This is a genomic window from Paenibacillus ottowii (genome assembly GCF_006874425.1).
GTDB lineage: Bacteria > Bacillota > Bacilli > Paenibacillales > Paenibacillaceae > Paenibacillus > Paenibacillus ottowii.
On sequence record NZ_VIJZ01000004.1, the window covers coordinates 519740 to 544798 of the forward strand.

General features: G+C 45.8%; 19 protein-coding genes. 15 read left to right on the forward strand and 4 right to left on the reverse strand.

The genetic code is table 11. The features are described from left to right. Positions 1-28 precede the first annotated feature (28 nt). The 3 genes from FKV70_RS12595 to FKV70_RS12605 all read left to right on the forward strand — a co-directional run bounded on the left by FKV70_RS12595 (position 29) and on the right by FKV70_RS12605 (position 3236). Positions 29-1423, forward strand: a complete 1395-nt coding sequence (locus tag FKV70_RS12595) for an MATE family efflux transporter (RefSeq protein ID WP_142613027.1) — start codon at positions 29-31, stop codon at positions 1421-1423. A gap of 195 nt (positions 1424-1618) precedes the next feature. Further along, complete coding sequence (locus FKV70_RS12600) at positions 1619-2599, forward strand: S8 family peptidase (protein ID WP_142613028.1); 981 nt, start codon at positions 1619-1621, stop codon at positions 2597-2599. Positions 2600-2750: 151 nt separating this feature from the next. Then, complete coding sequence (locus FKV70_RS12605; RefSeq protein ID WP_142613029.1) at positions 2751-3236, forward strand: tetratricopeptide repeat protein; 486 nt, start codon at positions 2751-2753, stop codon at positions 3234-3236. Positions 3237-3389: 153 nt separating this feature from the next. Here FKV70_RS12605 and budA read toward each other — a convergent pair whose 3' ends face one another. After that, the gene (gene budA, locus FKV70_RS12610; RefSeq protein ID WP_142613030.1) at positions 3390-4136 is read right to left on the reverse strand and encodes an acetolactate decarboxylase; all 747 of its coding nucleotides are present in this window, start codon (positions 4134-4136) and stop codon (positions 3390-3392) included. A gap of 163 nt (positions 4137-4299) precedes the next feature. Continuing rightward, a complete protein-coding gene (alsS, locus tag FKV70_RS12615) occupies positions 4300-6003 on the reverse strand; it encodes an acetolactate synthase AlsS (protein WP_208738402.1) in 1704 nt (567 codons plus the stop codon). A 517-nt stretch (positions 6004-6520) separates the two neighbouring features. Here alsS and uxaC point away from each other — a divergent pair. The 3 genes from uxaC (at position 6521) to FKV70_RS12630 (ending at position 10590) form a co-directional block, all read left to right on the forward strand. Then, positions 6521-7945: a glucuronate isomerase gene (gene uxaC / locus FKV70_RS12620; protein WP_142613032.1), complete on the forward strand. Its 1425-nt coding sequence runs from the start codon at positions 6521-6523 to the stop codon at positions 7943-7945. Positions 7946-8097: 152 nt separating this feature from the next. Beyond that, positions 8098-9498 carry an MFS transporter gene (locus tag FKV70_RS12625; RefSeq protein ID WP_142613033.1) on the forward strand — a complete coding sequence of 467 codons (1401 nt, stop codon included), beginning with the start codon at positions 8098-8100 and terminating at the stop codon, positions 9496-9498. Between the two features lie 87 nt (positions 9499-9585). Beyond that, positions 9586-10590: a LacI family DNA-binding transcriptional regulator gene (locus FKV70_RS12630; RefSeq protein ID WP_142613034.1), complete on the forward strand. Its 1005-nt coding sequence runs from the start codon at positions 9586-9588 to the stop codon at positions 10588-10590. A gap of 104 nt (positions 10591-10694) precedes the next feature. Here the strand turns inward: FKV70_RS12630 and poxB are convergent, their stop codons facing one another. Beyond that, a complete protein-coding gene (gene poxB, locus FKV70_RS12635) occupies positions 10695-12419 on the reverse strand; it encodes a ubiquinone-dependent pyruvate dehydrogenase (RefSeq protein ID WP_064797955.1) in 1725 nt (574 codons plus the stop codon). Between the two features lie 313 nt (positions 12420-12732). On the opposite strand from poxB, the gene FKV70_RS12640 reads away from it, so the two are divergent. The 4 genes from FKV70_RS12640 to FKV70_RS12655 all read left to right on the forward strand — a co-directional run bounded on the left by FKV70_RS12640 (position 12733) and on the right by FKV70_RS12655 (position 17350). Then, on the forward strand, positions 12733-14226 hold the full coding sequence (locus tag FKV70_RS12640; RefSeq protein WP_142613035.1) for a tagaturonate reductase: 1494 nt from the start codon (positions 12733-12735) through the stop codon (positions 14224-14226). A gap of 17 nt (positions 14227-14243) precedes the next feature. Beyond that, a complete protein-coding gene (locus FKV70_RS12645; protein WP_142613036.1) occupies positions 14244-15743 on the forward strand; it encodes a UxaA family hydrolase in 1500 nt (499 codons plus the stop codon). Between the two features lie 123 nt (positions 15744-15866). Next, a complete protein-coding gene (locus tag FKV70_RS12650; RefSeq protein ID WP_064797952.1) occupies positions 15867-16313 on the forward strand; it encodes an acetyltransferase in 447 nt (148 codons plus the stop codon). Positions 16314-16492: 179 nt separating this feature from the next. Beyond that, positions 16493-17350, forward strand: coding sequence for a DNA-binding protein (locus FKV70_RS12655; protein WP_142613037.1), 858 nt, complete (start codon positions 16493-16495; stop codon positions 17348-17350). A gap of 167 nt (positions 17351-17517) precedes the next feature. On the opposite strand, the gene FKV70_RS12660 is transcribed toward FKV70_RS12655, so the two are convergent. Next, positions 17518-18408, reverse strand: coding sequence for a hypothetical protein (locus FKV70_RS12660; protein WP_142613038.1), 891 nt, complete (start codon positions 18406-18408; stop codon positions 17518-17520). Between the two features lie 252 nt (positions 18409-18660). Here FKV70_RS12660 and FKV70_RS12665 point away from each other — a divergent pair, with 252 nt between their 5' ends. From FKV70_RS12665 to FKV70_RS12685, 5 genes are read left to right on the forward strand one after another with little or no spacing between them, the layout of a single operon-like run. Beyond that, the gene (locus FKV70_RS12665) at positions 18661-19623 is read left to right on the forward strand and encodes an ABC transporter permease (RefSeq protein ID WP_142613039.1); all 963 of its coding nucleotides are present in this window, start codon (positions 18661-18663) and stop codon (positions 19621-19623) included. A 15-nt stretch (positions 19624-19638) separates the two neighbouring features. Next, a complete protein-coding gene (locus FKV70_RS12670) occupies positions 19639-20526 on the forward strand; it encodes a carbohydrate ABC transporter permease (RefSeq protein ID WP_063208658.1) in 888 nt (295 codons plus the stop codon). A gap of 26 nt (positions 20527-20552) precedes the next feature. Beyond that, on the forward strand, positions 20553-22199 hold the full coding sequence (locus FKV70_RS12675) for a type 2 periplasmic-binding domain-containing protein (protein ID WP_142613040.1): 1647 nt from the start codon (positions 20553-20555) through the stop codon (positions 22197-22199). Positions 22200-22243: 44 nt separating this feature from the next. After that, on the forward strand, positions 22244-24205 hold the full coding sequence (locus tag FKV70_RS12680; protein WP_142613041.1) for a sensor histidine kinase: 1962 nt from the start codon (positions 22244-22246) through the stop codon (positions 24203-24205). Beyond that, positions 24177-24977: a response regulator transcription factor gene (locus tag FKV70_RS12685; RefSeq protein ID WP_142613042.1), complete on the forward strand. Its 801-nt coding sequence runs from the start codon at positions 24177-24179 to the stop codon at positions 24975-24977. The genes FKV70_RS12680 and FKV70_RS12685 overlap by 29 nt, the downstream gene beginning before the upstream one ends. Positions 24978-25059: the final 82 nt, after the last annotated feature.

Here is a 25059-nt window from a genome sequence, read left to right on the forward strand (position 1 = left end):
CATACGGAAGCGGGAGGAATACAGAAGGATGTCATTGTCGCAGGAAAGTGGCTCTAAGCAAGCGCAGGCCGTTAAAACGATGACGGTTTTCGCGATTACTTGGCCGATCTTCATAGAAATGCTTTTTCATATTTTGATGGGTAGCGTGGATACGTTCATGCTCAGCCATCTCTCTGATGAGGTTGTATCGGCTGTTGGTGTATCGAGACAGTTAATTGAATTTACGGTTATACTCTTCAATTTGCTCGGTCTTGGAGTAGGAGTGATCATTGCTCAGCTTTTGGGTGCGCATAAACATGTGGACGCAAGTCGTGTTACCGCCTCTGCACTAACTTTTAATCTAGTATTTGGACTGGCGCTGAGTTTGATGTTTATCGTGAGTCGGGATTTTTTACTATCTTTCTACCAAATTACACCGACAATTAAGGAAAATGCAGAAATCTATATGATGCTGGCAGGGGGTTCGCTGTTTCTGGAAGCCCTTATGCTAACCGCAGGACCGGTGATTCGCTCGCATGGTTTTACCAAAGATACGATGATCGTGGGCATCGGCATGAATATATTACATATTGTGGGGAATGCATTGCTCATATATGGCTGGTTTGGTCTGCCGCAAATGGGGGTAGCGGGAGCAGCGATTTCAACGGTGATTAGCCGCGTTGTAGCATGTGTGTGGATTTTTATACTGTTGTACAAACGTATAAGTGCGCCGATTCGCATCCGGTATTATGTGCAGCTTCAGTGGAGCAAGCTGGTGGCGATTCTGAAGATTGGTATTCCTGCCGGGCTGGAATGGCTGTCTTATCAGCTTAGCCAAATGATGGTGACCCGATTTGTCAGCTTTATGGGTACAACGGCGATTGCCACTCATTTTTATACGAATACGATTGTGTACTTTTTCATGGTATTTGGAATGGCCGTAGGTGAGGGGACCGAAATTATTGTGGCTCGCCTGATTGGAGCTGGAGACAAGGAAAAAGCATATCATCAACTTTTACGGAGCCTGAAATGGTCTCTAGTTATTACGATTGCTGTGATCGTGGTAGTATCCTTTTTCCGATATGAAGTGATGGCAATCTTCACGGATGAGCCAGCAATCATTCAATTGGGGGCAGCGATTTTGTTGTTCTGTATATTGCTGGAGCCAGGCCGTGTGTTCAACCACGTGGTCATTAGCTCCTTGCGAGCAGCAGGAGATGTTCAGTTCCCGTTAATGATGGCCATGATTTCAATGTGGGGGATTAAAATCCCGCTGGCATATGTGCTGGGTATTCATATGGGTTATGGTGTGCTGGGTGTGTGGATTGCACATGCATGCGATGAATGGGTACGAGGTATTTTCCACTATCTGCGCTGGAAAGGCCGGAAATGGCAGCACAAATCGCTGTTATCTAAGGCTGAGCTACAAGCGGAATCGATGTAAGATTCATAGAGATACTAGAGCAGACATTTCCAATTGGATTGGTTGATGTCTGTCTTTTTTTTGCAAAAATAAGCAAAATGGGATGTTCAAACTTTTCAAAAATTGCTAGAATATAGTAACCTCAGATGCTGTAGAGGTTTTTCAAAGTTTCAAAGACGGATGGTTTCCGATTGAATCCATGAAGGAGGGAATAGGATGGAACGTAAAGTGCATATCATTCCTTACCAAGTGATCAAGCAGGAGCAACAAGTGAATGAAATACCGCGAGGTGTGGAGCTGATCCAGGCTCCTGCGGTATGGAACCAGACTCGAGGCCGAGGCATAAAGGTGGCGGTGCTGGACACGGGCTGTGATTCGGACCATCCAGATCTGAAGGCACGCATTATTGGCGGCCGCAATTTTACGGATGATGATGAAGGTGATCCGGAAATTTTCAAGGATTACAACGGTCACGGTACACATGTAGCAGGAACCATTGCGGCAGCTGAAAATGAAGCTGGTGTTGTAGGTGTCGCCCCGGAGGCGGATCTGCTTATCATCAAAGTGCTAAACAAGCAGGGCTCCGGTAAATATGACTGGATTATCCAAGGCATCTATTATGCAATTGAGCAAAAGGCAGATATTATTTCGATGTCGCTGGGCGGTCCCGAGGATGTGCCTGAGCTTCATGAAGCAGTAAAAAAGGCTGTAGCCAGCCAAATCCTGGTCGTCTGTGCAGCCGGAAATGAGGGAGACGGTGACGACAGAACGGACGAGCTCGGCTACCCTGGCTGCTATAATGAAGTGATCGGCGTAGGTGCTGTCAACTTTGACAGACATGCCTCAGAATTCAGTAATTCTAATAATGAGGTGGATTTGGTCGCACCAGGAGAAGATATTTTGTCCACGGTTCCAGACGGTAAATATGCGACCTTTAGCGGAACTTCGATGGCTACTCCGCACGTAGCAGGTGCTTTGGCGTTGATTAAGCAGCTGGCCAATGCGAGCTTTGAGCGTGATCTCACCGAAGCAGAATTATACGCCCAACTCATCAAACGCACGATTCCACTCGGCAATTCTCCTAAGCTGGAGGGCAACGGCCTGCTGTACTTGACGGCAGTGGAGGAGCTATCCCGTATTTTCGACACGCAACGTATAGCGGGCATTCTAAGCACAGGATCGTTGAAGGTTAAATAACTTGTGACAACTAAGCTATAGCGGCTCTTCTAAACGGAGAGTCGTTTTTTTGTGCTTCATATTTTTGGCGAACTTCCATTTACATCGTATTCAAATGTCAGGTAACATGTATCTCAAGGAAATCATGGAGAATAAAAAGTGGAGGATTAGCATGGATCATTTGATTGCAAAAGCCAGTGAGCTAAGACGTACAGGTCAAGCAAAGGAAGCACGTAAGCTTCTGTTAGAGGCACTGAAGCAGGAGCCAAAAGATGCGGAGTTATGGTATCAAACAGCCTGCACGCATGACGTATTGGGCTTAGAAAAGGATGCGGTTCCCTTTTATGAAAAAAGCCTAGGTATGGCACTATCCGCAGAATCAAGGAGAGGAGCCATCCTGGGATTAAGCAGTACATATCGTGTATTGGGAGATTACGCCAAGGCGAAAGCATGGTTGGACACAGGAATAAACGAATTTCCAGATTACAGACCGTTTCGGATATTTTACGCTATGGCGTTATACAATCTGGGGGAATACGGGAAAGCCATGCAAGGGCTGCTTATGGAAATTGCTGAGACGAGCTCGGATGTATCTACACAGGAATATTCACGTGCCATTCAATATTATGCAGATAAACTGGATCAGGTTGAGGTATAGGGAGAACCGAGTGAGAACATAAGCAGTATCATGTATATACATTCGTATATAAAAAGATCACAGTCAGAAAAAGAGGCTACTGCTCTCTGACTGTGATCTTTTGCCTTTTATTGTCTAGCTATAGGGGCGTATCTTGACGATCTATATGCCGTGTTATTGCGCACCTTCGGTGACAGCAATTTCTTTCTCCAGGTCTACTCTGGACAAGTTAGCCTTCAAGTAATCTGGTGTTTCGGGCAGCACAAGATGCAGATTAGATTTTTGACAAATACGAATTGTGCACTTGTCGACAACCAAATCAAAAACATGTCCGCCACCAGTGCGTTCATCATTGATAAAATGGAGGTGAAATCCGGCTACTCCAATCCCTTGAGCATAGGCAGGTGTCCAAAAGCCTGTGACTACGCCGGAAGTTTCATTGAAAGTAAAGGTAGGCTGCGTTTTGGTCGCTTCAATAAAAGGTCTGTAAGGCTTCACCTGGTGAGGCACGGTACGTGTCTTTACTTCACGAAAAGTGCCATCCATACGGAAGGCATAGAACAGATTACGGCTTGGAAACAACTTTAGCAGCAAAGCTTCCAGCTCTTCACGGTGCATGGGATGGTCAATCGTATATGTGAAATCTTCACGAAAAAAGGTGACGGTGGAAAACGGAGTAGTTTCTTCTGGTTTTACGCGATGGGCCGTACCATCTGGAAGCAAGTGATAAAATTCACCATCGAACGCGATCATCTCGCCATTCAGTTGATCAAAGGTACCGAGTCCAAAATCTCCGTGCTTTTGCAGCTCCTCAAAGGCAACAACGCCGTCATAAAGACCATCTAATAAAGCAAGCATGGTGGACGTTTGGTAAATATCATGATCAGTTTCTTGCTTGGTTTCCAGTTCTGCAACGGTCATGGCAATACACTTCCTTTTGTAATTGTATACAATTATTTTCGTTCTGTTTCAATAATAAACGTAAAATTTCAGTAAATAACATAAACAACTTAAAAAAATCATTAAAAAAGTGACAAACTCCCTAAATTGTCACAAAGCCGTCACGAGTGAGCTATAGTCGAGATTAGTTTAATTGGTTTGGCAGCAGCTTGCGTCCTAATTGAACATTATCCTGATAGTCAATTGGAATATCAACGACCACAGGACCATCTGTATGAAGTGCCTGCTGCAATACGCTTTCCAGTTCTTCAGGGGAGTGCACGCGTAACCCGGTGGCCCCGAAACTTTCCGCATATTTTACGACATCGACATCTCCAAATTTCACGCCAGACGTTCTGCCGTATTTAATCTGTTGTTGGAAAGCGACCATGTCATACGTACCATCTCTCCATACAATATGCACGAGCGGTGAGTTAAGGCGTACAGCGGTTTCCAGCTCCATGGATGAAAAAAGAAATCCCCCGTCTCCAGAAATAGAAACGACTTTTTGACCTGGATTGACGAGTGTGGCAGCAATCCCCCAAGGCAGCGCTACGCCCAGCGTCTGCATTCCGTTGCTGAACAGAAGGCGCCGCGGTTCATACGAACGGAAATAACGTGCCATCCAAATGTAGTGTGAACCGACATCACAGGTGACTGTGACGCTATCATCAATCAGGCTGCGCAGTGTGCGAATAAATTGCAATGGATGAATCAGAAAATCGTGCTTGTGTGCTGGAACAGCTGCTTGCTCGTTCAGATCATGGCGCAGACGATCCAATTGGTCGCAGGAGGATTTAGGTAGCTTTAAGGTAGGCAATTCTTCTGCAAGGCCACTTACAATCAGGCCTATATTCCCGATTAACTCGTAGTCCGGTTGATAATCATGATCAATATCTGCTTGACGGTCATCCAGATGAATGAGTGTTCGGTTTGCTGGAACGTTCCAGTTTTTTGGATCGTATTCGATAGGATCATAGCCAATCGTCAGTACCAGATCTGCGGCTCCAAGAAGCATATCACCCGGTTGATTTTGGAACAGACCCACTCTTCCAAAATAGTGGTCTTCCAGTTCACGGGAGATGGCTCCGGCGGCCTGGAAGGTTTCGACAACGGGCAGATCTGTATCTCGAATGAGAGCACGGATAGCGGCGGTGGCTTCAGGCGTGCTGGCTTTCATACCGAGAAGAAGTACGGGCAGCTTGGCTTTTCTGATTTGGCCTGCGACTTGTTTGATAAGTCCGGCGGGTGCGGTTCCGAGTTGGGGAAGAGAAACCTTCTCAATGGCTGTTACTTCAGATGACGAAGTCAACACGTCCTGCGGCAGGCTGACGAATGTGGCTCCAGGCTGGGCTGAGGTCGCAATCCGAAATGCATTAGCTATGGCTTCCGGTACATTATCGGGGTGTTCTACTTCTACACTGTATTTGGTGATAGGTTCGAATAGTCCGGCATTATCCATAGATTGATGTGTGCGCTTCAAGCGTTCGGATCTTGGGACTGCCCCCGCAATGGCGACGACAGGATCACTTTCTGCATTCGCGGTGACAAGTCCTGTCGCCAAGTTAGACGCGCCTGGACCTGAGGTAACAATGCATACGCCCGGTTTACCGGTTAAGCGACCGACCGCTGCTGCCATAAAGGCGGCATTTTGTTCATGACGGCATACGATCAATTCCGGCCCCCGATCTTGAAGAACATCAAAAACAGAATCGATCTTGGCACCTGGAATGCCAAAAATATGGGTAACCCCTTGGTTGATCAAACAATCGACAACAAGGTCGGCTCCTTTTGTATCGGATTTGGTTTTAGTTTCAACAGCTTTCACTTTTGTACTCAATGCTACCACCTCTTCTTCTTCGTCTGTGAAATAAATTAATGAAATACTTTCAATGTAAATCAATGGATGTATATTGCAATTATAATACAATAACTGGTATTTTCAAGAAAGAAATTTTCAGAAAAAAAGAGAAAATCGTATAAAACGTTTTCAAAGTTTGATTTATCGCGGAAATTAAAATTTGTGGAATTTTCTTGTGGTGTCGGCCATCGAGAAGGTTTAGAACAGATCTGTCCCAAATGGGGGCAGATCATTTTTATCTGCTCACATGATAAAAATCACTTTCCTCTACAAAGGATAGCGGTTACAATGTAATTGTTGTTAACGTAAACATTAAATTTAAGGTGAACCAAACTAGTATGGCATGATGTACAGGCATCATATTATAGCTGTATATTCCTGTACAGCCATAGGGATTATTACGTTATGGAGAATGTAATTGTTAAAAGGAAAGTAGTGTCTCGGACATTTTTGTTAACGTTAACAAATCGCTAAGAAACACGATTATAGAAGGGATGAGAAAGTAATGACCAAAACGTTTCTAGACGAAAACTTTTTGTTGAGCAATCCAACGGCTGAGGCCTTATATCATCAGTATGCCAAGGATATGCCGATTATCGACTATCATTGCCATTTAAGCCCGCAAGAAATTTATGAAAATAAAAAGTTCAAGAATATTACGGAAGCCTGGTTGTACGGGGATCATTACAAGTGGAGACTTATGCGGGCCAATGGGGTAGAGGAGCGTTTAATCACAGGTGATGGTGAAGATTATGACAAGTTTCTGGCCTGGGCCAAAACTGTACCTACGCTGATCGGCAACCCGCTGTACCATTGGACGCATTTGGAGCTTCAACGCTTTTTTGGTGTTTATGAGCTGCTAAATGAACAGAATGCACCTGTGATCTGGGAAAAGGTAAACCAAAAGCTGCAGGGACCCGGCTTTGGGGCGCGTGATCTGATTGTGAACTCGAAGGTAACTGTCGTGTGCACCACGGATGATCCAACCGACCATCTTGAGTATCACAAGCAAATCAGCAGGCTGACCGATTTCCCAGTTGCTGTGCTGCCAAGCTTCCGTCCCGACAAAGCTTTGGAAATTAATCGTGAAACCTTCCAGCCTTGGGTGGCTCGATTGGGAGAAGTCAGCGGATTGGACGTTTCCGGGCTTGAAGGATTTTTGAACGCGCTGGCAAGTCGGGTACGCCATTTTCATGCTGCTGGGGGCCGGGTATCTGATCATGCGCTGGATACTGTAGTTTATGAAGAAGCAACACTTGAGGAAGCGGCAGCCATCTTTAGCAAGGCGCTGAAGGAAGGCCATGTGACTCCTTTGGAAGAGGCGAAATACAAGTCGTACGTACTGGTCTTCCTTGGCAAACAGTATGCAGAACACGGCTGGGCGATGCAGTACCATATTCACGCATTGCGTAACAACAATACGGCGATGTTCCGTCGTTTGGGACCAGATACAGGCTACGATGCTGTAAATGATGGTTCGATCGCTCATTCACTGGCAGCATTGCTGGACGCACAGGAACTGGCAGGTGGGCTGCCGAGAACCATTTTGTATTCGCTTAATTCGGTCGACTATCCAGTACTGGCGAGTCTCGCAGGCAGTTTCCAATCTGGCGGTACAGTGGGAAAAATTCAGTTTGGTACTGCATGGTGGTTTAACGACCATATCGAAGGCATGCAGGAGCAGATGAAGCTGCTGGCTAATTACGGAGTGCTGTCCCGCTTTATTGGTATGCTCACGGACTCCCGCAGTTTTCTATCCTACACACGTCATGAATATTTCCGCCGTATCCTTTGCGATTTAATCGGAACATGGGTTCAGGAAGGCAAGGCTCCTAAGGATCTGGAACTGGTCGGAGCCATGGTACAAAATATTTGCTACAATAACGCCGAGCAATATTTTAACTTCCCAACGGTTGTTCATAGTCAATGATGTCGCTCTCTAAACTGAGAACTCATTAATTTTAGTAAAAAAGATGCTCTTGCTAGGAGCTTGTACCAAACTCCCGGCAAGAGCAATCTGTAAGCAAAATAGATTTCAATAAGTATGTGAAAATAATTACGAGAATAGAGGAGTGTGTAGGTATGGGAGTGCCTATCGTACAGGAGAGCGTCCAAACTGACAACAAGACAGGTGAGCATATTAGCCTGAAAGAAAAGATTTCGTATGGTATGGGCGACTTTGGAAACGGATTCATGTTTGATTTGGGGCAGTTGTATTTGCTGAAGTTTTTTACGGATGTTGCAGGAGTTTCTGCAGGAGCCGCAGCAGGCATTTTCTTGGTCAGCAAGCTGTTTGCCGCCGTCTGTGATCCCGTTGTTGGGTCCTTTGTTGATTATCGCAAACATATCGGTACACGTGGGAAATTTAGACCTTTTCTTGTCTTTGGAAGCGTTATCCTTGCAATTCTTACGATTCTTACTTTTATTTCGCCGAATATTTCACCCACAGGCAAGCTCATTTACGCCTATGCGTCCTATATGATCTGGGGAATCGGCTACTCGATTGTAAACATTCCTTACGGTTCGCTGGGTGCAGCCATTACGCAGGATACTCAGCAGCGTGCTTCGTTGTCATCTTTCCGTCAGGCGGGATCACTGGGCGCATTATTCGTAACCAGCGTCGTGGTTATGCCGCTTATTTTATTGTTTCCTAACCATCATGTTGGCTATCCCGTGGTCATGGGAATCATGTCGTTCATTGGTGTGATCGCTTTCATCATATGTTACCGAGGAACGAAAGAACGTATTATTAGCCAGTCTGGACCAAAAGAGAAGCTATCTTTAGGTGTGATCGTGCATACTTTTACGAATAACAAACCCTTGCTGGTACTCGTTTTAATGACGATTTTCACCATTTCCGCCTACAATATCAAGTCCGCACTGTTGATCTATTTTGCCGAATATAATTTAGGGCATGTAGAATTAATGGCGTATATGAATTTTATTATTATTGGTTCGTCGCTGCTGGGTGTGTTGTTCCTGCCCAAACTGGTACGGCGCTTTGGTAAACGAAAAACAGCTATCCTGGGGATGCTGGTTAGCGTCATTGCCGATTCCGTCAACTTTTTGATGCCTTCCAATGTATATATTTTCACCGTTTTGGCCAGTATTTCGTTCATCGGCATTAGTATTCCCAACGGGGTCACCTGGGCATTTGTATCCGATATCATTGATTACGGCGAATGGTCATCCGGGGAGCGCAAGGAAGGGATTACTTACTCCTTATTTAACTTTTCACGTAAATTGGCTCAATCCTTGTCTGGTTTTCTATCGGGTATTGGACTGGCGCTCGTCGGTTATGTTCCGAATGTGGTTCAATCCTCTGGAACGCTGCTTGGAATCAAAGCTTTGCTTTGTCTTTATCCGGCTGTTGCCCTGGCTTTGGCCATGCTGGTGATCGGTAAAATGTACAAGCTGACAGACAGCAGACATGCAGAAATGGTTCAAGAATTACAGCGTCGACATGCGGACAATCGCGTATAATTTGTGAAAGTCTTCTTTTCTGGGCGGCTCCTGTGGTATGGTGGGTATATAATTTTTTTAGAGCCTCACTAAGGAAAGGATACGTATATGGCAGCTACCATCAAAGACATTGCCAAACTGGCTAATGTTTCCCATACAACCGTCTCCCGGGCGCTGAATAACAGCCCGCTGATTAAAGAAGATACGAAACGCAAAATTATGGAGTTGGCAGAGCAACTCAATTACATTCCAAATTACAATGCCAAAAGCCTCGTTCTCCAGCGCTCGCATACAATTGGTTTATTTTTCACCAGTATTTCAGAAGGCACCAGCTCCAGTTTTTTTGCGGATACCATCCGTGGAGTTAATAACGTCATTGGGGTGGATTACAATCTGTTTGTGCGAGGAATTGACGATTACGCTGATTTTTCTGCTATTCATCGCAAGCGTTTTGACGGCATCATTCTGATGAGCCAGAGTGAGGCGGACAACCCTTTTATTTACCATGTGCTTGGTCAAGGCATTCCGCTTGTTGTACTGAACCGGCAGGTGCCTGGGGCTGGAATTGTAAATGTGATTTCTAATGATAAGGAAGGCTCCTATGAAGCGGTTTCCTTTCTCATTGAAAGCGGGCATGAACGCATTGCGATCATTGAAGGGGTGGAAGGCTTCAAATCTACCCAGCAGCGCCGTGAGGGTTTCATGAATGCATTGATAGATCATGGTAAGCCGATCCGACATGAATATATCGTGCAGGGCCACTATGACACGGAAAGCGGAAGTCTAGCAATGAAGCAGCTGCTTGCCTTGGAAGAACCGCCGACAGCGGTGTTTTGCTCTAACGATGATATGGCTATTGGTGCGATGAATGCGGTATTTGAAAACGGCTTGAAGGTACCAGAGGATATGTCTGTCATTGGCTTTGACGATATCGGTTTCTCGATGTATACGACTCCACCGTTGACGACGGTCAAAAGACCGATTGAGCAGATTAGTGAGCGCGGTGCCGCTTGCATTCTGGAACGAATTCAGTCACCGTCCACTGAGGGCGAGCTTATATTTATGGAAACCGTGCTGATGAAGCGGAGATCGACGGCCCAGAGAACACGCTGAGTTTTGTTATGTAATAGAGGCAGGCCCCAAAGGGGCAGGTACAATGCTCAAGCACTGTTCCTGTCCCTTTTTTTGGTTGAAATGAGCACTGCTTCATCATGGATTTAACGAAAGAGATTGGTTTTAGCCAGTTCAACAATCTCGTCTCCGCGTCCGTTGAGCACGGCTTTCATCATCCATAGGGTAAAACCTTCTGCTTGCTTAAGATTAATTTTAGGTGGCATGGACAGCTCCTGACGGTTCACCACCACATCTACCACAACAGGGCCGTCATGAGCCAATGCTTGCTGAATGGCATCCTCCAGCATGGTCGGGTCTTCAACCCGGATGCCCTTGAGCCCCATGGCTTGTGCTACAGCACCAAAATCGGGGTTAACCAGTTCGGTTCCGCTTTCCAGAAATCCGGCCGCTTTCATTTCCAACTCGACAAAACCGAGCGCACCGTTGTTGAAAACAATAACTTTTACAGGCAGTTGATGCTGCTTTAGGGTGAGCAGGTCGCCCATTAGCATCGTAAGTCCGCCATCGCCTGAGAGGGCAATCACTTGTCGGTCAGGCTCAGTGGCCTGCGCACCGATTGCCTGTGGCAGTGCATTTGCCATTGAACCATGATTGAAGGAACCGAGAAGCCGGCGCTGACCGTTCATTTGCAAATAACGCGCCGCCCATACAGTGGGAGTACCGACATCGCAAGTGAAAATAGCATTTTCTTGGGCAGTATCACTGATGATCTTGGCGAGATATTGCGGATGGATCGGCATATGGCCTGGTTTACCAACTGCCAGATCGTCCAGCTCCTGACGTACCTTGGCATAATGGGAAACGGTTTTTTCCAGATGCCTGGAATCATGCTCTGATGTTAGATGGGGAAGCAGCATTTCCAACGTTGTCCTTACATCTCCGCATACACCATATGTCAATGGAGTGCGTCTGCCGAGATGGGATGGCTCTATGTCGACCTGTAGGACAATCGCATCTTCAGGATAGAATTGTCTATAAGGAAAGTCTGTTCCGAGCATGAGCAGAACGTCACAATCCATCATTGCATGGTACCCGGAGGAATACCCGATCAATCCTGTCAATCCAGCATAATAGGGATTGTCATATTCCAGATATTCCTTGCCTCGCAGAGCGGATACCATGGGAGACTTTAGTTTGTCGCACAGCTGCATAAGCAAGTCGTGAGATTGAGCACAGCCTGCACCGCATAGCAGCGTAATTCGTTTACCGTTATTCAAATATTCTGCCAACCGGGAAATTTCAGAAGCGGACGGATGGACGACTGGCGTTGTAGGGTGATAGACATGTTCAGGGGTGGGGACCTTTTCGGCTTCTAAAGCTGCCACATCCCCGGGAAGCACAATGACGGAGACGCCTGAACGTGAAATGGCCTCCTGAATAGCCATAGTCACCATTCTTGGAATTTGACGTGGCGTCGTAATCATCTCGCAAAAGTGGCTGCATTCTCCAAAAAGATGCTCGGGGTGCGTAGCCTGAAAATACTCACTTCCGATTTCACCACTTGGAATATGAGCCGCAATCGCAAGTACAGGCACCCGATTGCGGTGGCAATCATATAAACCGTTAATCAAATGCAGATTCCCGGGACCGCTACTACCGGCACATACGGCAATGCTGCCGCTAAGGTCAGCATCTGCTCCGGCTGCGAAGGCAGCCACTTCTTCGTGCCTTACATGAATCCATTCAATTTGACCATTGCTGCGAATGGAATCCACCATATTATTTAATGAATCGCCAACGATGCCATAGATTCGCTTGACCCCTGCATTGACCAAAACTTGTACAATAGTATCTGCGATTGTCTTCATAGATGCTCCTCCTGCTCAGTAAGTAGTTTTATCCTGCCCGTGCTATCTTGCGGCTATTCTCCTGAATGTATATATAAACAAGATCTCGGGATAGGGTGATAGTTAGCCTTAACCGTCTTGGCTCAGGTGCGAAACAACAGAAAAAAGACGAGATATTAGCAGTTTTTTATATAAATGTACATGTTAACGTGTTCATATTTTTGCCATTATTATTTTTTAAAACTAAAAATATTGATAAAACTATTTTGTTAACGTGTGCATTATGTTAAAATAACGGTGAAATCATTATGGTACTAGTGGGAGGTTACTCCGGATGAAACAAGTAGATGAATTAGACCATTTAAACCGAAAAAGCTTTATTGTTGCAGAACCGTTTCCTGAAAGGGTGTTGCAATTCGGGGAAGGGAACTTCCTGCGTGCTTTTGTAGACTGGCAATTTGACAAAATGAATAAGCTGACAGAATGGAATACAGGGGTTGTGATTGTACAACCGCAACCAGGAGGCCTGGTGGAGAAGCTTAACGTGCAGGATAGTCTCTATACGGTTATCCTTGAAGGAATTAAGGAAGGGCGGGCCATGAAGGAGCATACCGTTGTGGAGTGTGTTACTCGTGGAATTAATCCTTACGGCCCGGAATTTTTGGAGTATGAAGCATTATCCCAAAAGCCGGAGCTGCGCTTTGTTGTTTCGAACACGACGGAGGCAGGGATCGCTTATGCGCCTGAGGATCAATTGGAAGATCGTCCGCAAAAGAGCTTTCCAGGCAAACTGACTGCCTTTCTGTACAAGCGCTTTCAATTTTTTGGGGGCGATCCAACCAAGGGACTGGTAATCATTCCGTGCGAACTCATCGACCGTAATGGCGACGCTCTCAAGGAAATCGTGCTGAAATATGCGGACCAATGGGAGCTTGGGGCTGAGTTCATTGCATGGTTGGAGGAATCGAATACGTTCTGCAACAGTTTGGTGGATCGAATTGTACCTGGCTATCCCAAAGACCGGATTCATGAGATTCAAGCAGAATTAGGTTACAAGGACGATTTGGTCGTTGTGGGTGAACAATATCATTTATGGGTTATTGAAGGGCCACAATGGCTTAAAGAGGAATTACCTGCTCATTTGGCCGGATTGAATGTACTGATTGTCGACGATATGGCGCCATATCGTACACGGAAGGTGCGCATTTTGAATGGGGCACATACGGCGCTAACACCTGTAGCCTACTTATATGGCCTGGATACGGTAGGGCAAGCGGTCGAGCATGATGTTATGGGGGGATTTATCCAGTCGTTGATTCGAGAAGAAATTATTCCAACACTGGACTCGCCAGAAGCGGAATTGAATGTATATGCGGACGATGTGATGGAACGTTTCCGTAATCCCTATGTAAGTCATTATGTCATGAGCATCTCCTTAAATTCGGTGTCCAAGTTCAAGACGCGGAACTTGCCATCCTTGCTCCAGTATGTGGCACAGCATAAGGCGCTGCCTGCCAAAATCGTATTTTCACTGGCCTCCCTACTCGTATTTTACCGGGGAGACAGGGATGGGGAGTCGATTGCATTGGCAGACGAAGCGGAAGTGTTAAGCACGTTTGGCGAACTGTGGAGCACGTATGACGGAACTCTCGCTGGAGCGAAACAATTAACTGAGCAGGTACTCGGCAAGCAAACATGGTGGGGTCAAGACCTGAATCAGATCGAAGGGCTGGCTGAACAAACGGCGCAGCACGTGTATGAAATTACAAGCAGAGGAATGAAGGAGACGCTCGATTCTCTAACTGGGAACAGCGTACCCGGAGCATAAGCAAGGAGGAGACTGGAATGCTGGAATTCATTCAAATTCATGATCAAGATAACGTGGCTGTCGCTTTGCGTGATTACAAGCAGGGAGAGACGCTGACATGGGGAGCACAACAAAAACAACGCGTGGAGCTGGCCGAGGATGTAGCGCGCGGGCACAAAATTGCGCTACAGGACATACCTGAAGGCGGGCATGTTCTGAAATACGGCTATCCCATCGGTCATGCCATTCAGCCCATTCAGGCAGGACAGCATGTGCACACGCATAATACAAAAACAAATCTGACCGGTGTGGAGGAATACACTTACACTCCTAAGCCAGCTCCGTGTATATATGAACAGGAAAATCGGACATTTCAAGGATTTCGACGGAAGGATGGTCGTGTAGGGATTCGCAATGAGTTGTGGATTGTGCCGACAGTTGGCTGTGTGAATGGAATTGCCGAACTCATTTTAAATCGCTTCAAGCAGGAAGTGGGAGATCTCTCGCCTTTTGAAAACGCACTTGTGCTCAAGCATAACTATGGGTGTTCTCAGTTGGGCGACGACCATGCACATACACGCACGATTTTGATTGATGCTGTGAAACACGCGAATGCAGGTGGCGTACTGGTACTTGGTTTGGGCTGTGAGAACAATGAAATGAAAGAATTCAAAGAAACCATCGGTGAATACGACTCGGAGCGGGTAAAGTTTTTGCTTTCCCAGGAGGTGTCGGATGAAGTGGAGGAAGGAGTAAAGCTGCTTCATGAAATTTTTGCGGCCGTGCAAGAAGATCGGCGGCAGCCTGTACCTTTGTCTGAGCTGAACATCGGTTTAAAGTGCGGCGGGTCTGACGGCCTCTCGGGCATTACAGCCAATCCACTGCTTGGGCGTCTGTCGGATTATATGGCTGCACAGGGTGGAACGACCGTACTGACAGAGGTGCCCGAGATGTTCGGCGCGGAGACGATTTTAATGGAGCGCGCTGCCGATGAGCAAGTATTTGATAAGATCGTACATTTGATCAACGATTTCAAACAATATTTTCTGGATTATAAGCAGCCAGTGTACGAGAATCCGTCACCGGGCAATAAAGCAGGGGGCATCACGACACTGGAGGACAAATCACTAGGCTGTACGCAAAAATCCGGGTCTTCTACGGTCACTGATGTTATTCAGTATGGTGAGCGTCTCAAGACTAAGGGGCTTAATTTGCTTAGCGCGCCTGGGAACGATCTGGTTGCTTCTTCAGCTCTTGCTGCGGCGGGCTGTCAGCTCGTCATATTCACAACCGGACGCGGCACGCCTTTTGGCTCCTTCGTTCCGACGATGAAGGTATCGACCAACTCGCCGCTATATAAGGCCAAACCTCACTGGATCGACTATAACGCCGGTTCACTGGTGGAGGATGTAAGTATGGAAGATGCGCTCCGCCACTTTGTCGATTACATTATCGATGTAGCCAGCGGAACCTGGGTAAATAATGAGAAAAACAATTTCAGGGAGCTTGCTATTTTCAAAAATGGTGTAACGTTGTAAAGGGCTTTAGTCTCAAGGAGGCGGATAGATCCGCTTCCTTTTTTGTGTTTGAAAGCCTCTAAATACGCTGTTAAACTTACTGCAATACATACGATATGGATATTCGAATAAGGGGGAACTACAGTGCAACATAAAATTATTGCTTATCGGGAAGAAAATCATGATCAACTCGTAGATATTTGGCATCGGGCAGTACGCCAAACGCACACATTTTTGTCTGAAGAGGACATTCAATTTTACCATCATATCGTACGCAACGGCGCTTTAAGAGAAATTGAAGTTTGGATGGAATGTACTGAACTTCAAGAGCCGACAGGTTTTATCGGGCTGGACGGTCAGAAAATAGAAATGCTATTTGTCGACCCCAAACGGCATGGACAGGGCACAGGCAGCCGACTCATCCAGCATGCTGAACAAATAAAAGGGTCCCACCTCAAAGTGGATGTGAATGAGCAAAACGAGAAGGCGCATGCTTTCTATAGACATTATGGCTTTAAACAAACAGGACGATCTGCGCTGGATGGATCAGGCCGGGCATTTCCGTTGCTTCATATGGAACTGAACCAATGAATACTCTATAGGCATCTGCATTTTGGAAACTGGAATATATTATAAATTCCTTGCCACATGTTTGATTTTATGATATAACTTAATTACGTAATAAATACGTAATTAAGTTATTATTTTTTTAGATAGGATATAGATATTTTTGTTGATGAGTACAAAAGTCGGACAAGGAGGTGGGGAGGGTGGATGATCTCGTTCACTCTGACATCACAGATCTAGACACACTTGTTAACATGATTAAGCTGTCCTTTTCATTTATGGATGGTACCCATATGATCGCTTTATGCGACCAGCTGTATACCCATGTCAGCCAGAAGTATCAGGAATTGCAGCTTTACAAAGCGTGCAAGAAACCTATACAACCCATACATACCAAACGGCCGTTAGTCTATTATTACGGCTACAGTCATCTTATGAGAGGCATGGCCTTTCAAAAACAGGGCAAATATGAGGCCGCCCGGGATTGCATCGAAAAATATGCTGAGCTGGGCTGGTTCAATGGTCTTGATCCATCTGGAGAAGCTGAGGTGGAATATTATCGCCATGCTGCGAGAGCCAATTTATATGCTCTTGATATTTTGTCAGGTCGTTCCGAAGTGCTGCAGGAATATATTCAATTTCTTCGTGACAATCCAGAAGAGTTGTTACCAGGACTTCTTTCCATTGTTGAGGGAGCAGCCAGACATGACTATCCTTTAGAACGTGTGCTTGAGTCATTTGCCGAACAAATTGAAGATTTCAAATATTTTGAAGAGCCTGTGAATGTGTCCTATTATTTTCGCTTCTGTTATCAGCTGGCTCTTTATTATATAAAGCTGCGACAGTATACGGTTGCGTTAGGCTATATTCTGCAATCTCTCAAGCTGTCCGATACCCTGGGTATGGAACATGAGCATGAGTTTAGAAAATGTACCGCCATATTTGAGATTTTTAGATCCCAAGCTACGGCAACACAGCAAGACCAATATATAACTATTCTAAAAGGAGTGTTGAAGGATGAAAAAATTGATTTCACGGTCGCTGTCGCTCAGTCTGTTTAGTTTGCTGGTGTTTGTTACTAGTCATGATCTTATCACCGTGTTTTATCATGGAGCCAATCATTAATAAGTGGGAATGGTAAAAAATAGGATTCCTTAATTAACCAAATAGCAAGTAAGCTCATTAAGATCAGGGCTTGCTTGCTATTTGGCGTTTTTATGAAGAATATTTAAGCGGTTGTAGGCTTGTGCAACAAACCTTGTTCTAATGGATGCAATGAAATCCTTGTCTGTTGGTAAGCGGGGAATGTTTCTTCCTTACTGTATGATCCAATTTTTAAAGCTGCGTCCAGTGCCCGTAGTAAGGAGCCCACGAATTGCTCTGGAGAAAAGTAAATGCTTTTCCCGACCATATGAATGTGAAGCTCGTTATGGTCACGGTTGCTTACAGACAGCAATAAACCTTGACCCTGAAAACCGGTACCGATTGCACGTATTTTGTTTATACTTGATAGCAGCATTTCCGTTTTCAGCGCACGTCCTTGTTCCTCTACAAACACAGATATTAGTCGTTTGTCTGTAACGATAACAATTTGGTTACCCTGAAACGTATGGCTAAGGTGCAGGAAATCTTTATACACTCCAATAGTCTGCTCATGCGGGGAAACAATCCCCATCCGTACAAACTCATCCAACTCCGCGACATCGGGCTCCTGATGATTTTTGATTCGTTTTTTGATATTGAACTGAAGGGTCAAGATTCCTAGGATAGCTATTAGAAAAGCACTAAGACGGACGTGATATATAAAGAACATCAGAACGATAAAACCGCCCAGTAACCATTGTCCCCAAGTCAAATAACGTAGCTTTTGCTGAACTGTACGGCGATAATAACCGTAGCCCTTTCCCGGTTGATACTCTTTACTAAACTTCGTCATACCACGCATCATGGTTAATCCATAGATCGATAAGACTGTCATTGCGAGCCCCAGGAGCGCCATAAACCATTCCTCAGCCGCAACGCCAACTAAAGTACACAGGCCAAACATGATGAGCCCTGCCCAGCAGGCAAACCTTTTTATCCGAACCTGCTTCTGAATCGAACGAACCAATTCTTCCATTCTTAATCCTCCTGATCTAGTACATAGGTAATGATTGGAATTTCATGTAGTCCTATCGTACCATCTGATAGCCTTTTTCGTAAATTGATAGATATAGAAAATCCAAAGACAGAAAGAAATTTGCGCATGGATCTTACCTCCACCTGAACTTTAGACACCAAAATCAAAAAAAACGGGCCTACTCATGAGTAGCAGAAGCCTCTAAAATAACAAATGTAAGTGCTTACACGAAAAAGAAGGGAGGTCTTCTGTATGAGTACAGGATGGAAAAATCCACAGCCACAGCCGCCCATCCGATCGGGGAGATGGACATCACTAGCCCGCAGATGGGGTGGGCAAAAACATTTGCAGACCATGGCACTGCTTGGAGTGGTATGGATGATTATTTTCCATTACATTCCGATGTACGGCATTTTGATTGCTTTCAAACATTTTGACATTATTGGTACTATATCAAGCGCGCCATGGGCGGGGTTAGAACATTTTCGCGCCTTCTTGGCGGATGATAACTTCTGGTATATTGTCAAAAATACTCTGGGCATTAGCCTGCTCAAGCTGGCGATCGGGTTCCCGTTACCTATTGTATTTGCTCTGTTTCTGAATGAGATTCGGTCTACACGGTTCAAAAAATCCATTCAGACTATTTCGTACCTTCCTCACTTTTTATCATGGGTCATTCTTGGCGGGATTTTAACGACATGGCTGGCGGATACAGGGATGATTAATCAATTGTTGCTGGCTTGGGGCTGGATCGACCAACCGATTAGTTATCTTGCAGAGCCGGGCTATTTTTGGGCTATCGTCGTTAGCTCGGACATTTGGAAGGAGCTTGGATGGTCAGCCATTATCTATTTGGCGGCAATGGCGGGCGTATCAACGGACATGTACGAGGCGGCCACCATTGATGGTGCAGGACGGTTTCAGAAAATGTGGTATGTCACACTTCCCGCCATCAAGGGTACAATTTCCATTTTGTTTATTTTAGCGGTCAGCGGCATATTGAACTCCAACTTTGATCAAATTCTTGTCCTGCGTAACTCGTTGAATGAAAGTGCAAGTAATGTAGTTGATATTTATGTATATCAGGTGGGCATTCAGCAGGGACGTTTTTCATATTCTACTGCGGTCGGATTACTGAAATCGGTTCTTGCTCTCATATTGCTGCTGATAGCCAATTCTGTAACCAAACGAATGAATAACACCTCTCTATTTTAGAAGGAGGACGGATGCATGCAGCTATTGCGACGCAGAACAGCAGGCGAAGCGATATTCGATTTTTTTAACAACGTTTTTATGTTGGTCATTTGTTTTGTGACGTTATATCCCGTGTGGTATGTGCTGGTGAACTCCTTTAACGAAGGAGCAGACGCAATGCGAGGCGGCATTTACTGGTGGCCGAGACTCTTTAGTCTCAGCAGCTATCAGGCTGTATTTGCCAATAGCGGCATTATGACTGCGATGGGAGTGACGGTCGCCAAGACGCTAATCGGCACGATCGTTCATGTGTTTTTTACCGCCATGATTGCATATGCATATTCCCGTAGAGAGCTGATCGGGCGTAAGCTGTATATGCTGATCGGCACCATTACCCTGTTTTTTGGCGGGGGGCTGATTCCAACGTATTTGCTGATTCGTGATCTCGGGCTGCTGGACAGCTTTTGGGTGTACATTATTCCTGCGATGTTCAGCTTTTTTGACCTTATTATTTTTATGGCTTTTTTTCGGGAGCTGCCGGATGCACTGGAGGAAGCGGCGAAAATAGATGGAGCGAACGACTTCAGCATCTTTTGCCGGATTGTGCTTCCTGTTTCCATGCCAGTAGTAGCGACAATTGCCTTGTTTCATGGGGTGTACCAGTGGAACGATTATTTTACAGGAATGATCTATATTAATAATACAGATCTTCAGCCGATTCAGACGTATTTGTACCGGGTTGTTGCCCAATCCAGCTCAAATCAAATGATGTCTGCCGCACCCGGGATTGTCGCCCAGTCTGTTACTTCGCAGTCCATCAAACTGGCGACGATGGTTATAACGACTTTACCGATTGTACTTGTATATCCATTTTTGCAAAAATATTTTGTCAAAGGGCTAATGATCGGCTCGATCAAGGGATAGCACATCATTCAAAGGGGAGATTTATGATGAACATTCGCAAATGGCAGAAGGGGTTGCTAGCCGTGATGCTGCTGATAGGTCCGCTCGCGGGATGTACGTCGGGTGGAAATGGCGCTGCCACGGAATTGAAGGACGAGAAAACCAAGGCTACGGCAGATGCGCCAGGCTGGAAGGCGGATACAGAGCCGATTACGTTTGACTGGTATTTGAATTTTTCCTGGTTTCCAAACAAGTGGGGGACGGATATGACTTCGAAGTATGTGACACAAAAGACCGGGGTCAGTGTTAATTTTATCGTACCCGCAGGAAATGAAAATGAAAAGCTGAATACCATGCTCGCCTCCGGCAAGCTGCCTGATTTTGTCACGCTCAGTTGGGGAGAAGATGCGGTCAAGAAAATGATTGAGGGCAAGATGGTCCTTCCACTTAATAAGCTGGCTGAGAAATACGATCCGTATCTGCTTAAAGTGGCTGATCCTGCGAAAATGTCCTGGTATCGTCAAACAGACGGAAATGTATATGGGTATCCTAACGCATCCTCTTCACCGCAGGATTACCAAAAATACGGCCAAAATTTTGTCTCCAATCAAACGTTTATGGTTCGTAAGGATATGTACGAGGCGATTGGCAAGCCGGATATGAGAACACCGGAAGGATTTTTGAAAGCGCTTCAAAAGGCGAAAGAGAAATTTCCGGAGGTGAACGGTCAGCCGCTGATTCCGATAGGGTTTCACGAATTTACGGATAACGGAAATTATTCTTTTGAAGACTATTTACTCAATTTTCTAGCTATTCCTCATGAGAAGGACGGAAAGCTGTATGACCGTCGGTCGGACGAAGAGTACATTCGCTGGCTCAAAACATTCCGCCAAGCCAATGAGCAGGGCCTGATCGCCAAGGATGTATTTATCGACAAACGTCCGCAAATGGAAGAAAAGGTGGCACAGGGACGTTATTTTGCCATGCTATATCAGCGCTCTGATTTTGCTACACAACAGGTGACATTGCATGCGAAAGATCCCAACTCCGTCTACATTGCAGTGGATGGACCTTCCAACAGTAAGCTGGAGCCGCCAACGCTGGCTGGGCCGGGCATTTCCGGATGGACAGTGACACTTATTTCGAAGGATGTGAAAGACAAGGAGCGGGCTATTGAATTTCTGACTTATCTGATTAGTGAGGAAGGGAACCGTGATCTGTATCTGGGGGAGCAGGGAAAGCTGTGGGACCCAGTTAACGGTAAGCCAGCCTTCAAGCCAGAGGTACTGGAGCTGCTGAACAAGGATCGCTCTGCTTTTGACAAAAAGTATGGCGCTTCCTCCACCTTCTGGATGCTGATGGATACAAATATGAGTTTGCAGTGGGCGCCGCCCAGCGTCGAACCGTATAAGCAGCCGGAAGATTGGACGAAAGGCAAGACTCACAGCTTCTCCCAATATGAAAATATCAAACCGACCGGAACTTCAGCAGAAGGCATTGCGTCAGGCCAAATAGACAAAATTTGGGGTAAGGCATTACCGAAGCTGTTGCTGGCTTCCTCGGATGAGGAATTTGACCAGTTGTTTGCTCGTTTTTTGGAAGACCGTAGAAAAGCAGGCTATGACAAGGTATTGGCTTATCAGCAAAAAGCTTATGAGGAAAACCTTAAGAAAATAGAAGAGTTCACGAAATGATTTTGTTTAATACTTTATCTATTGAATGCTGAGGATGTGATTTCATGTCAGGCCGTGTACGTTTTCAGATGAAGAGCCTGCTGCGCCGTCACATATGGCAGTGGCTGACGGATACGGCCGTTCAGCTAGGCGGTTGCTCTCTTCAAGTCAAGCCCATTGTCGCTTATATCGGAGTCATTTTAATCCCGGTTGTAGTGTTCTCGCTTTATACCTTTCATCAATTGTACGAGAACACCATACACGACATTACCGTACAAAATCAGTATGTACTCGATACAGAACTGGCCCAGATTCACAGTAATATGGAAATTATGGAGCGGACCGCCCAGCTTGCGATTTCAGATCGCAACGTACTTCATTATCTAACCGAGGAACGTGAAATAAGCAGCGATGAGCTGGTTCAATTTAACTTAAATGTGTTTCCCAATTTACAGCACTTGCTCTACAGCAATCCCAACATTGAGAATATCCGGCTGTATACGAGTAATCCCCAGGCACATGAAATATGGCCTATGATTTTCAATGAATCACGCCTGCCTAAAACTTCCTGGCTGACAACAGCTCAACATCAGCAAGGAAGAATATGGTGGGATATATATAAGGGACCTAAGAGCTTATTGCAGGGGCAAGCAGGGCAGGAAAGTGAAGCGGTACGCTATATGGCATTGCTGCGTGAAATTCAGGCTAGCGGGGGAAAACACGCAGGCTTGGTAGAAACAAGCATGAGGCTGGAGCTCTTTTCACCTAAAGTATTCGGTACCCCGCAACGTGAATATGCATGGCAAATGTTCATTCTGAACGGCAAGAATTCTATCTCAAACGGTGGAAAATCAGTGTCTTCTACTAACATTACTGCCGATTCCTTTCAATCCGGTCCCATTCCTATCCCTCTGTCCGATGTGCACCATCTGTTACAGTCCCGCGTTCAGGGACAGGGTGGTGTTTTTGACTTTACCTATGGGAATAAGTCTTATCTTGGTTTGTACCGTTATATAGAAGGGCTGGATGCGTATCTGCTAAATGTAGTGGCGCTGGACGGTCCGCTGGGTGATCTCCGTCAAAAGCGCAATGCCATGCTGCTCATTATTAGTATGTTGATTTTGTTGATGTCCGTCATTTCGTATACCTTGCACGCTCTTATTCTCAAACAACTGCATACACTGCGTGAATCTATGAAAAAAGTTCAGCAGGAGGGCGACTTCCAGCTTAGAATTCCAGTATATGGGCGGGGAGAAGTCGCCGAGCTGGCACTATATTTTCGCAGTTTGCTAGGTCGGATTAACGTGCTGATTGCTGAGGCTGTACACAAGCAGGCTGCTGCTCAGGAGGCAGAGCTACAAGGGCTCAAGCATCAGATTGATTCCCATTTTCTCTATAATACATTGGAAAATCTGAAAATGATGGCGGAAATCGAGCGGCAGTATCCACTGTCAGATGCTCTCACTTCCCTAGGTTCAATGATGCGTTATAATCTCCAATGGTCCGGGCCGTGTGTCGCGTTGCGGGATGAAATCCGTCACATTCAGCATTATGTGGCCATTATGAACATTCGCCATGACAACCAGATTGAGTTGGACATTCGCCTGTCGTCGACGTTTATGGAATTGGAAATGCTGAAAATGTCGCTGCAGCCTGTAGTCGAAAATGCGATAAAACACGGTTGGAGTGCTTTACAAGGCCCATTGCGCATCACCATTGAAGCATACGCCAAGGAGGATATCGTGGAGCTGCGTATACAGGATAACGGAGTGGGGATATCCGCAGAAAGAAAAAACGCCATCATGGCTGGGCTGGTGCAGACGGAAATACATTCCCGCGAGCATGGGATGAGTGGAGGGATCGGCTTGTTTAATGTGCATCGCCGTTTGAGTATGCAGTATGGTGTAGGTTATGGTATAAAACTGGACAGCATCCCAGGACAATCGACTACAGTAACCCTGATTTTGCCTAGACGTCATATCACAGGGGGGACGAAGCATGACAACCAAGCTGCTGATTGCGGATGACGAAAAGAACATTCGAATGGGGCTTCAAGCCATGATCGAACGGGAATATTCCGGTCTATATGAATGTATGCTGGTCAAGGACGGAAAGGAAGCCTGGCAGCAGGTAACACAGTTTTTACCCGAGTTGGTGATAACGGATATCCGTATGCCGATAATGGATGGAATTATGCTGATGCAGCATATTCGCAAGCTGGAGCCGCGACGCAGGCCTTTGGTAATCATTCTTAGTGGATATGACGAATTTCAATACGCGCGCGAAGCGATTCGTTGCGGAGCACGGGAATATTTGCTGAAGCCGATTGTGAGAGAGGAACTGTTCGGTGCGCTAGCAGTTTTGAACGAAGAATTGCAGCAAAGGAACGCTCTATTAAACGATGGTGTTGATAACGGGCAGATAGATAGAGTGACTGGGAGAACGGGCGTTGCCAGTGCAATTGCTGATAGAAGCGGCAGTATGACGCGAGCCATCCAGTACATCCATGCTCATTACAGCGATGATTTGAATATGGCGGTAGTATCCAATTCAGTATCCTTGAATTATACGTATTTTAGTCAGGCATTCAAAGCCTATACAGGTCTTAGTTTTGTCCAATATTTAAAGAAGCTGCGCATTGCAGAAGCCAAAAAGCTGCTGGAGTGTCGAGAGGGCAGGATTTATGAAATTGCGGCTACCGTGGGCTTTGACAATACCAAGCATTTTAACAAGGTGTTCCGTGAGCTGGAGGGGATGACTCCGCAGCAGTTTCGATTAAAGAGTTTAAAGGGTAATTGAGGATAAGGCAGGAGAAAACTTCACTGCCTTTTTACCCTTATCCTGATATAATAGATGAAGATACACATAACCATGGCCTTCG

Excerpts from the sequence above, each read along its gene's own strand:
- FKV70_RS12595 (WP_142613027.1), top strand. The coding sequence starts at position 29 with ATGTCATTGTCGCAGGAAAGTGGCTCTAAGCAAGCGCAGGCCGTTAAA.
- FKV70_RS12600 (WP_142613028.1), top strand. The coding sequence starts at position 1,619 with ATGGAACGTAAAGTGCATATCATTCCTTACCAAGTGATCAAGCAGGAG.
- FKV70_RS12605 (WP_142613029.1), top strand. The coding sequence starts at position 2,751 with ATGGATCATTTGATTGCAAAAGCCAGTGAGCTAAGACGTACAGGTCAA.
- budA (WP_142613030.1), bottom strand. The coding sequence starts at position 4,136 with ATGACCGTTGCAGAACTGGAAACCAAGCAAGAAACTGATCATGATATT.
- uxaC (WP_142613032.1), top strand. The coding sequence starts at position 6,521 with ATGACCAAAACGTTTCTAGACGAAAACTTTTTGTTGAGCAATCCAACG.
- FKV70_RS12625 (WP_142613033.1), top strand. The coding sequence starts at position 8,098 with ATGGGAGTGCCTATCGTACAGGAGAGCGTCCAAACTGACAACAAGACA.
- FKV70_RS12630 (WP_142613034.1), top strand. The coding sequence starts at position 9,586 with ATGGCAGCTACCATCAAAGACATTGCCAAACTGGCTAATGTTTCCCAT.
- poxB (WP_064797955.1), bottom strand. The coding sequence starts at position 12,419 with ATGAAGACAATCGCAGATACTATTGTACAAGTTTTGGTCAATGCAGGG.
- FKV70_RS12640 (WP_142613035.1), top strand. The coding sequence starts at position 12,733 with ATGAAACAAGTAGATGAATTAGACCATTTAAACCGAAAAAGCTTTATT.
- FKV70_RS12645 (WP_142613036.1), top strand. The coding sequence starts at position 14,244 with ATGCTGGAATTCATTCAAATTCATGATCAAGATAACGTGGCTGTCGCT.
- FKV70_RS12660 (WP_142613038.1), bottom strand. The coding sequence starts at position 18,408 with ATGGAAGAATTGGTTCGTTCGATTCAGAAGCAGGTTCGGATAAAAAGG.
- FKV70_RS12665 (WP_142613039.1), top strand. The coding sequence starts at position 18,661 with ATGAGTACAGGATGGAAAAATCCACAGCCACAGCCGCCCATCCGATCG.
- FKV70_RS12670 (WP_063208658.1), top strand. The coding sequence starts at position 19,639 with ATGCAGCTATTGCGACGCAGAACAGCAGGCGAAGCGATATTCGATTTT.
- FKV70_RS12675 (WP_142613040.1), top strand. The coding sequence starts at position 20,553 with ATGAACATTCGCAAATGGCAGAAGGGGTTGCTAGCCGTGATGCTGCTG.
- FKV70_RS12680 (WP_142613041.1), top strand. The coding sequence starts at position 22,244 with ATGTCAGGCCGTGTACGTTTTCAGATGAAGAGCCTGCTGCGCCGTCAC.
- FKV70_RS12685 (WP_142613042.1), top strand. The coding sequence starts at position 24,177 with ATGACAACCAAGCTGCTGATTGCGGATGACGAAAAGAACATTCGAATG.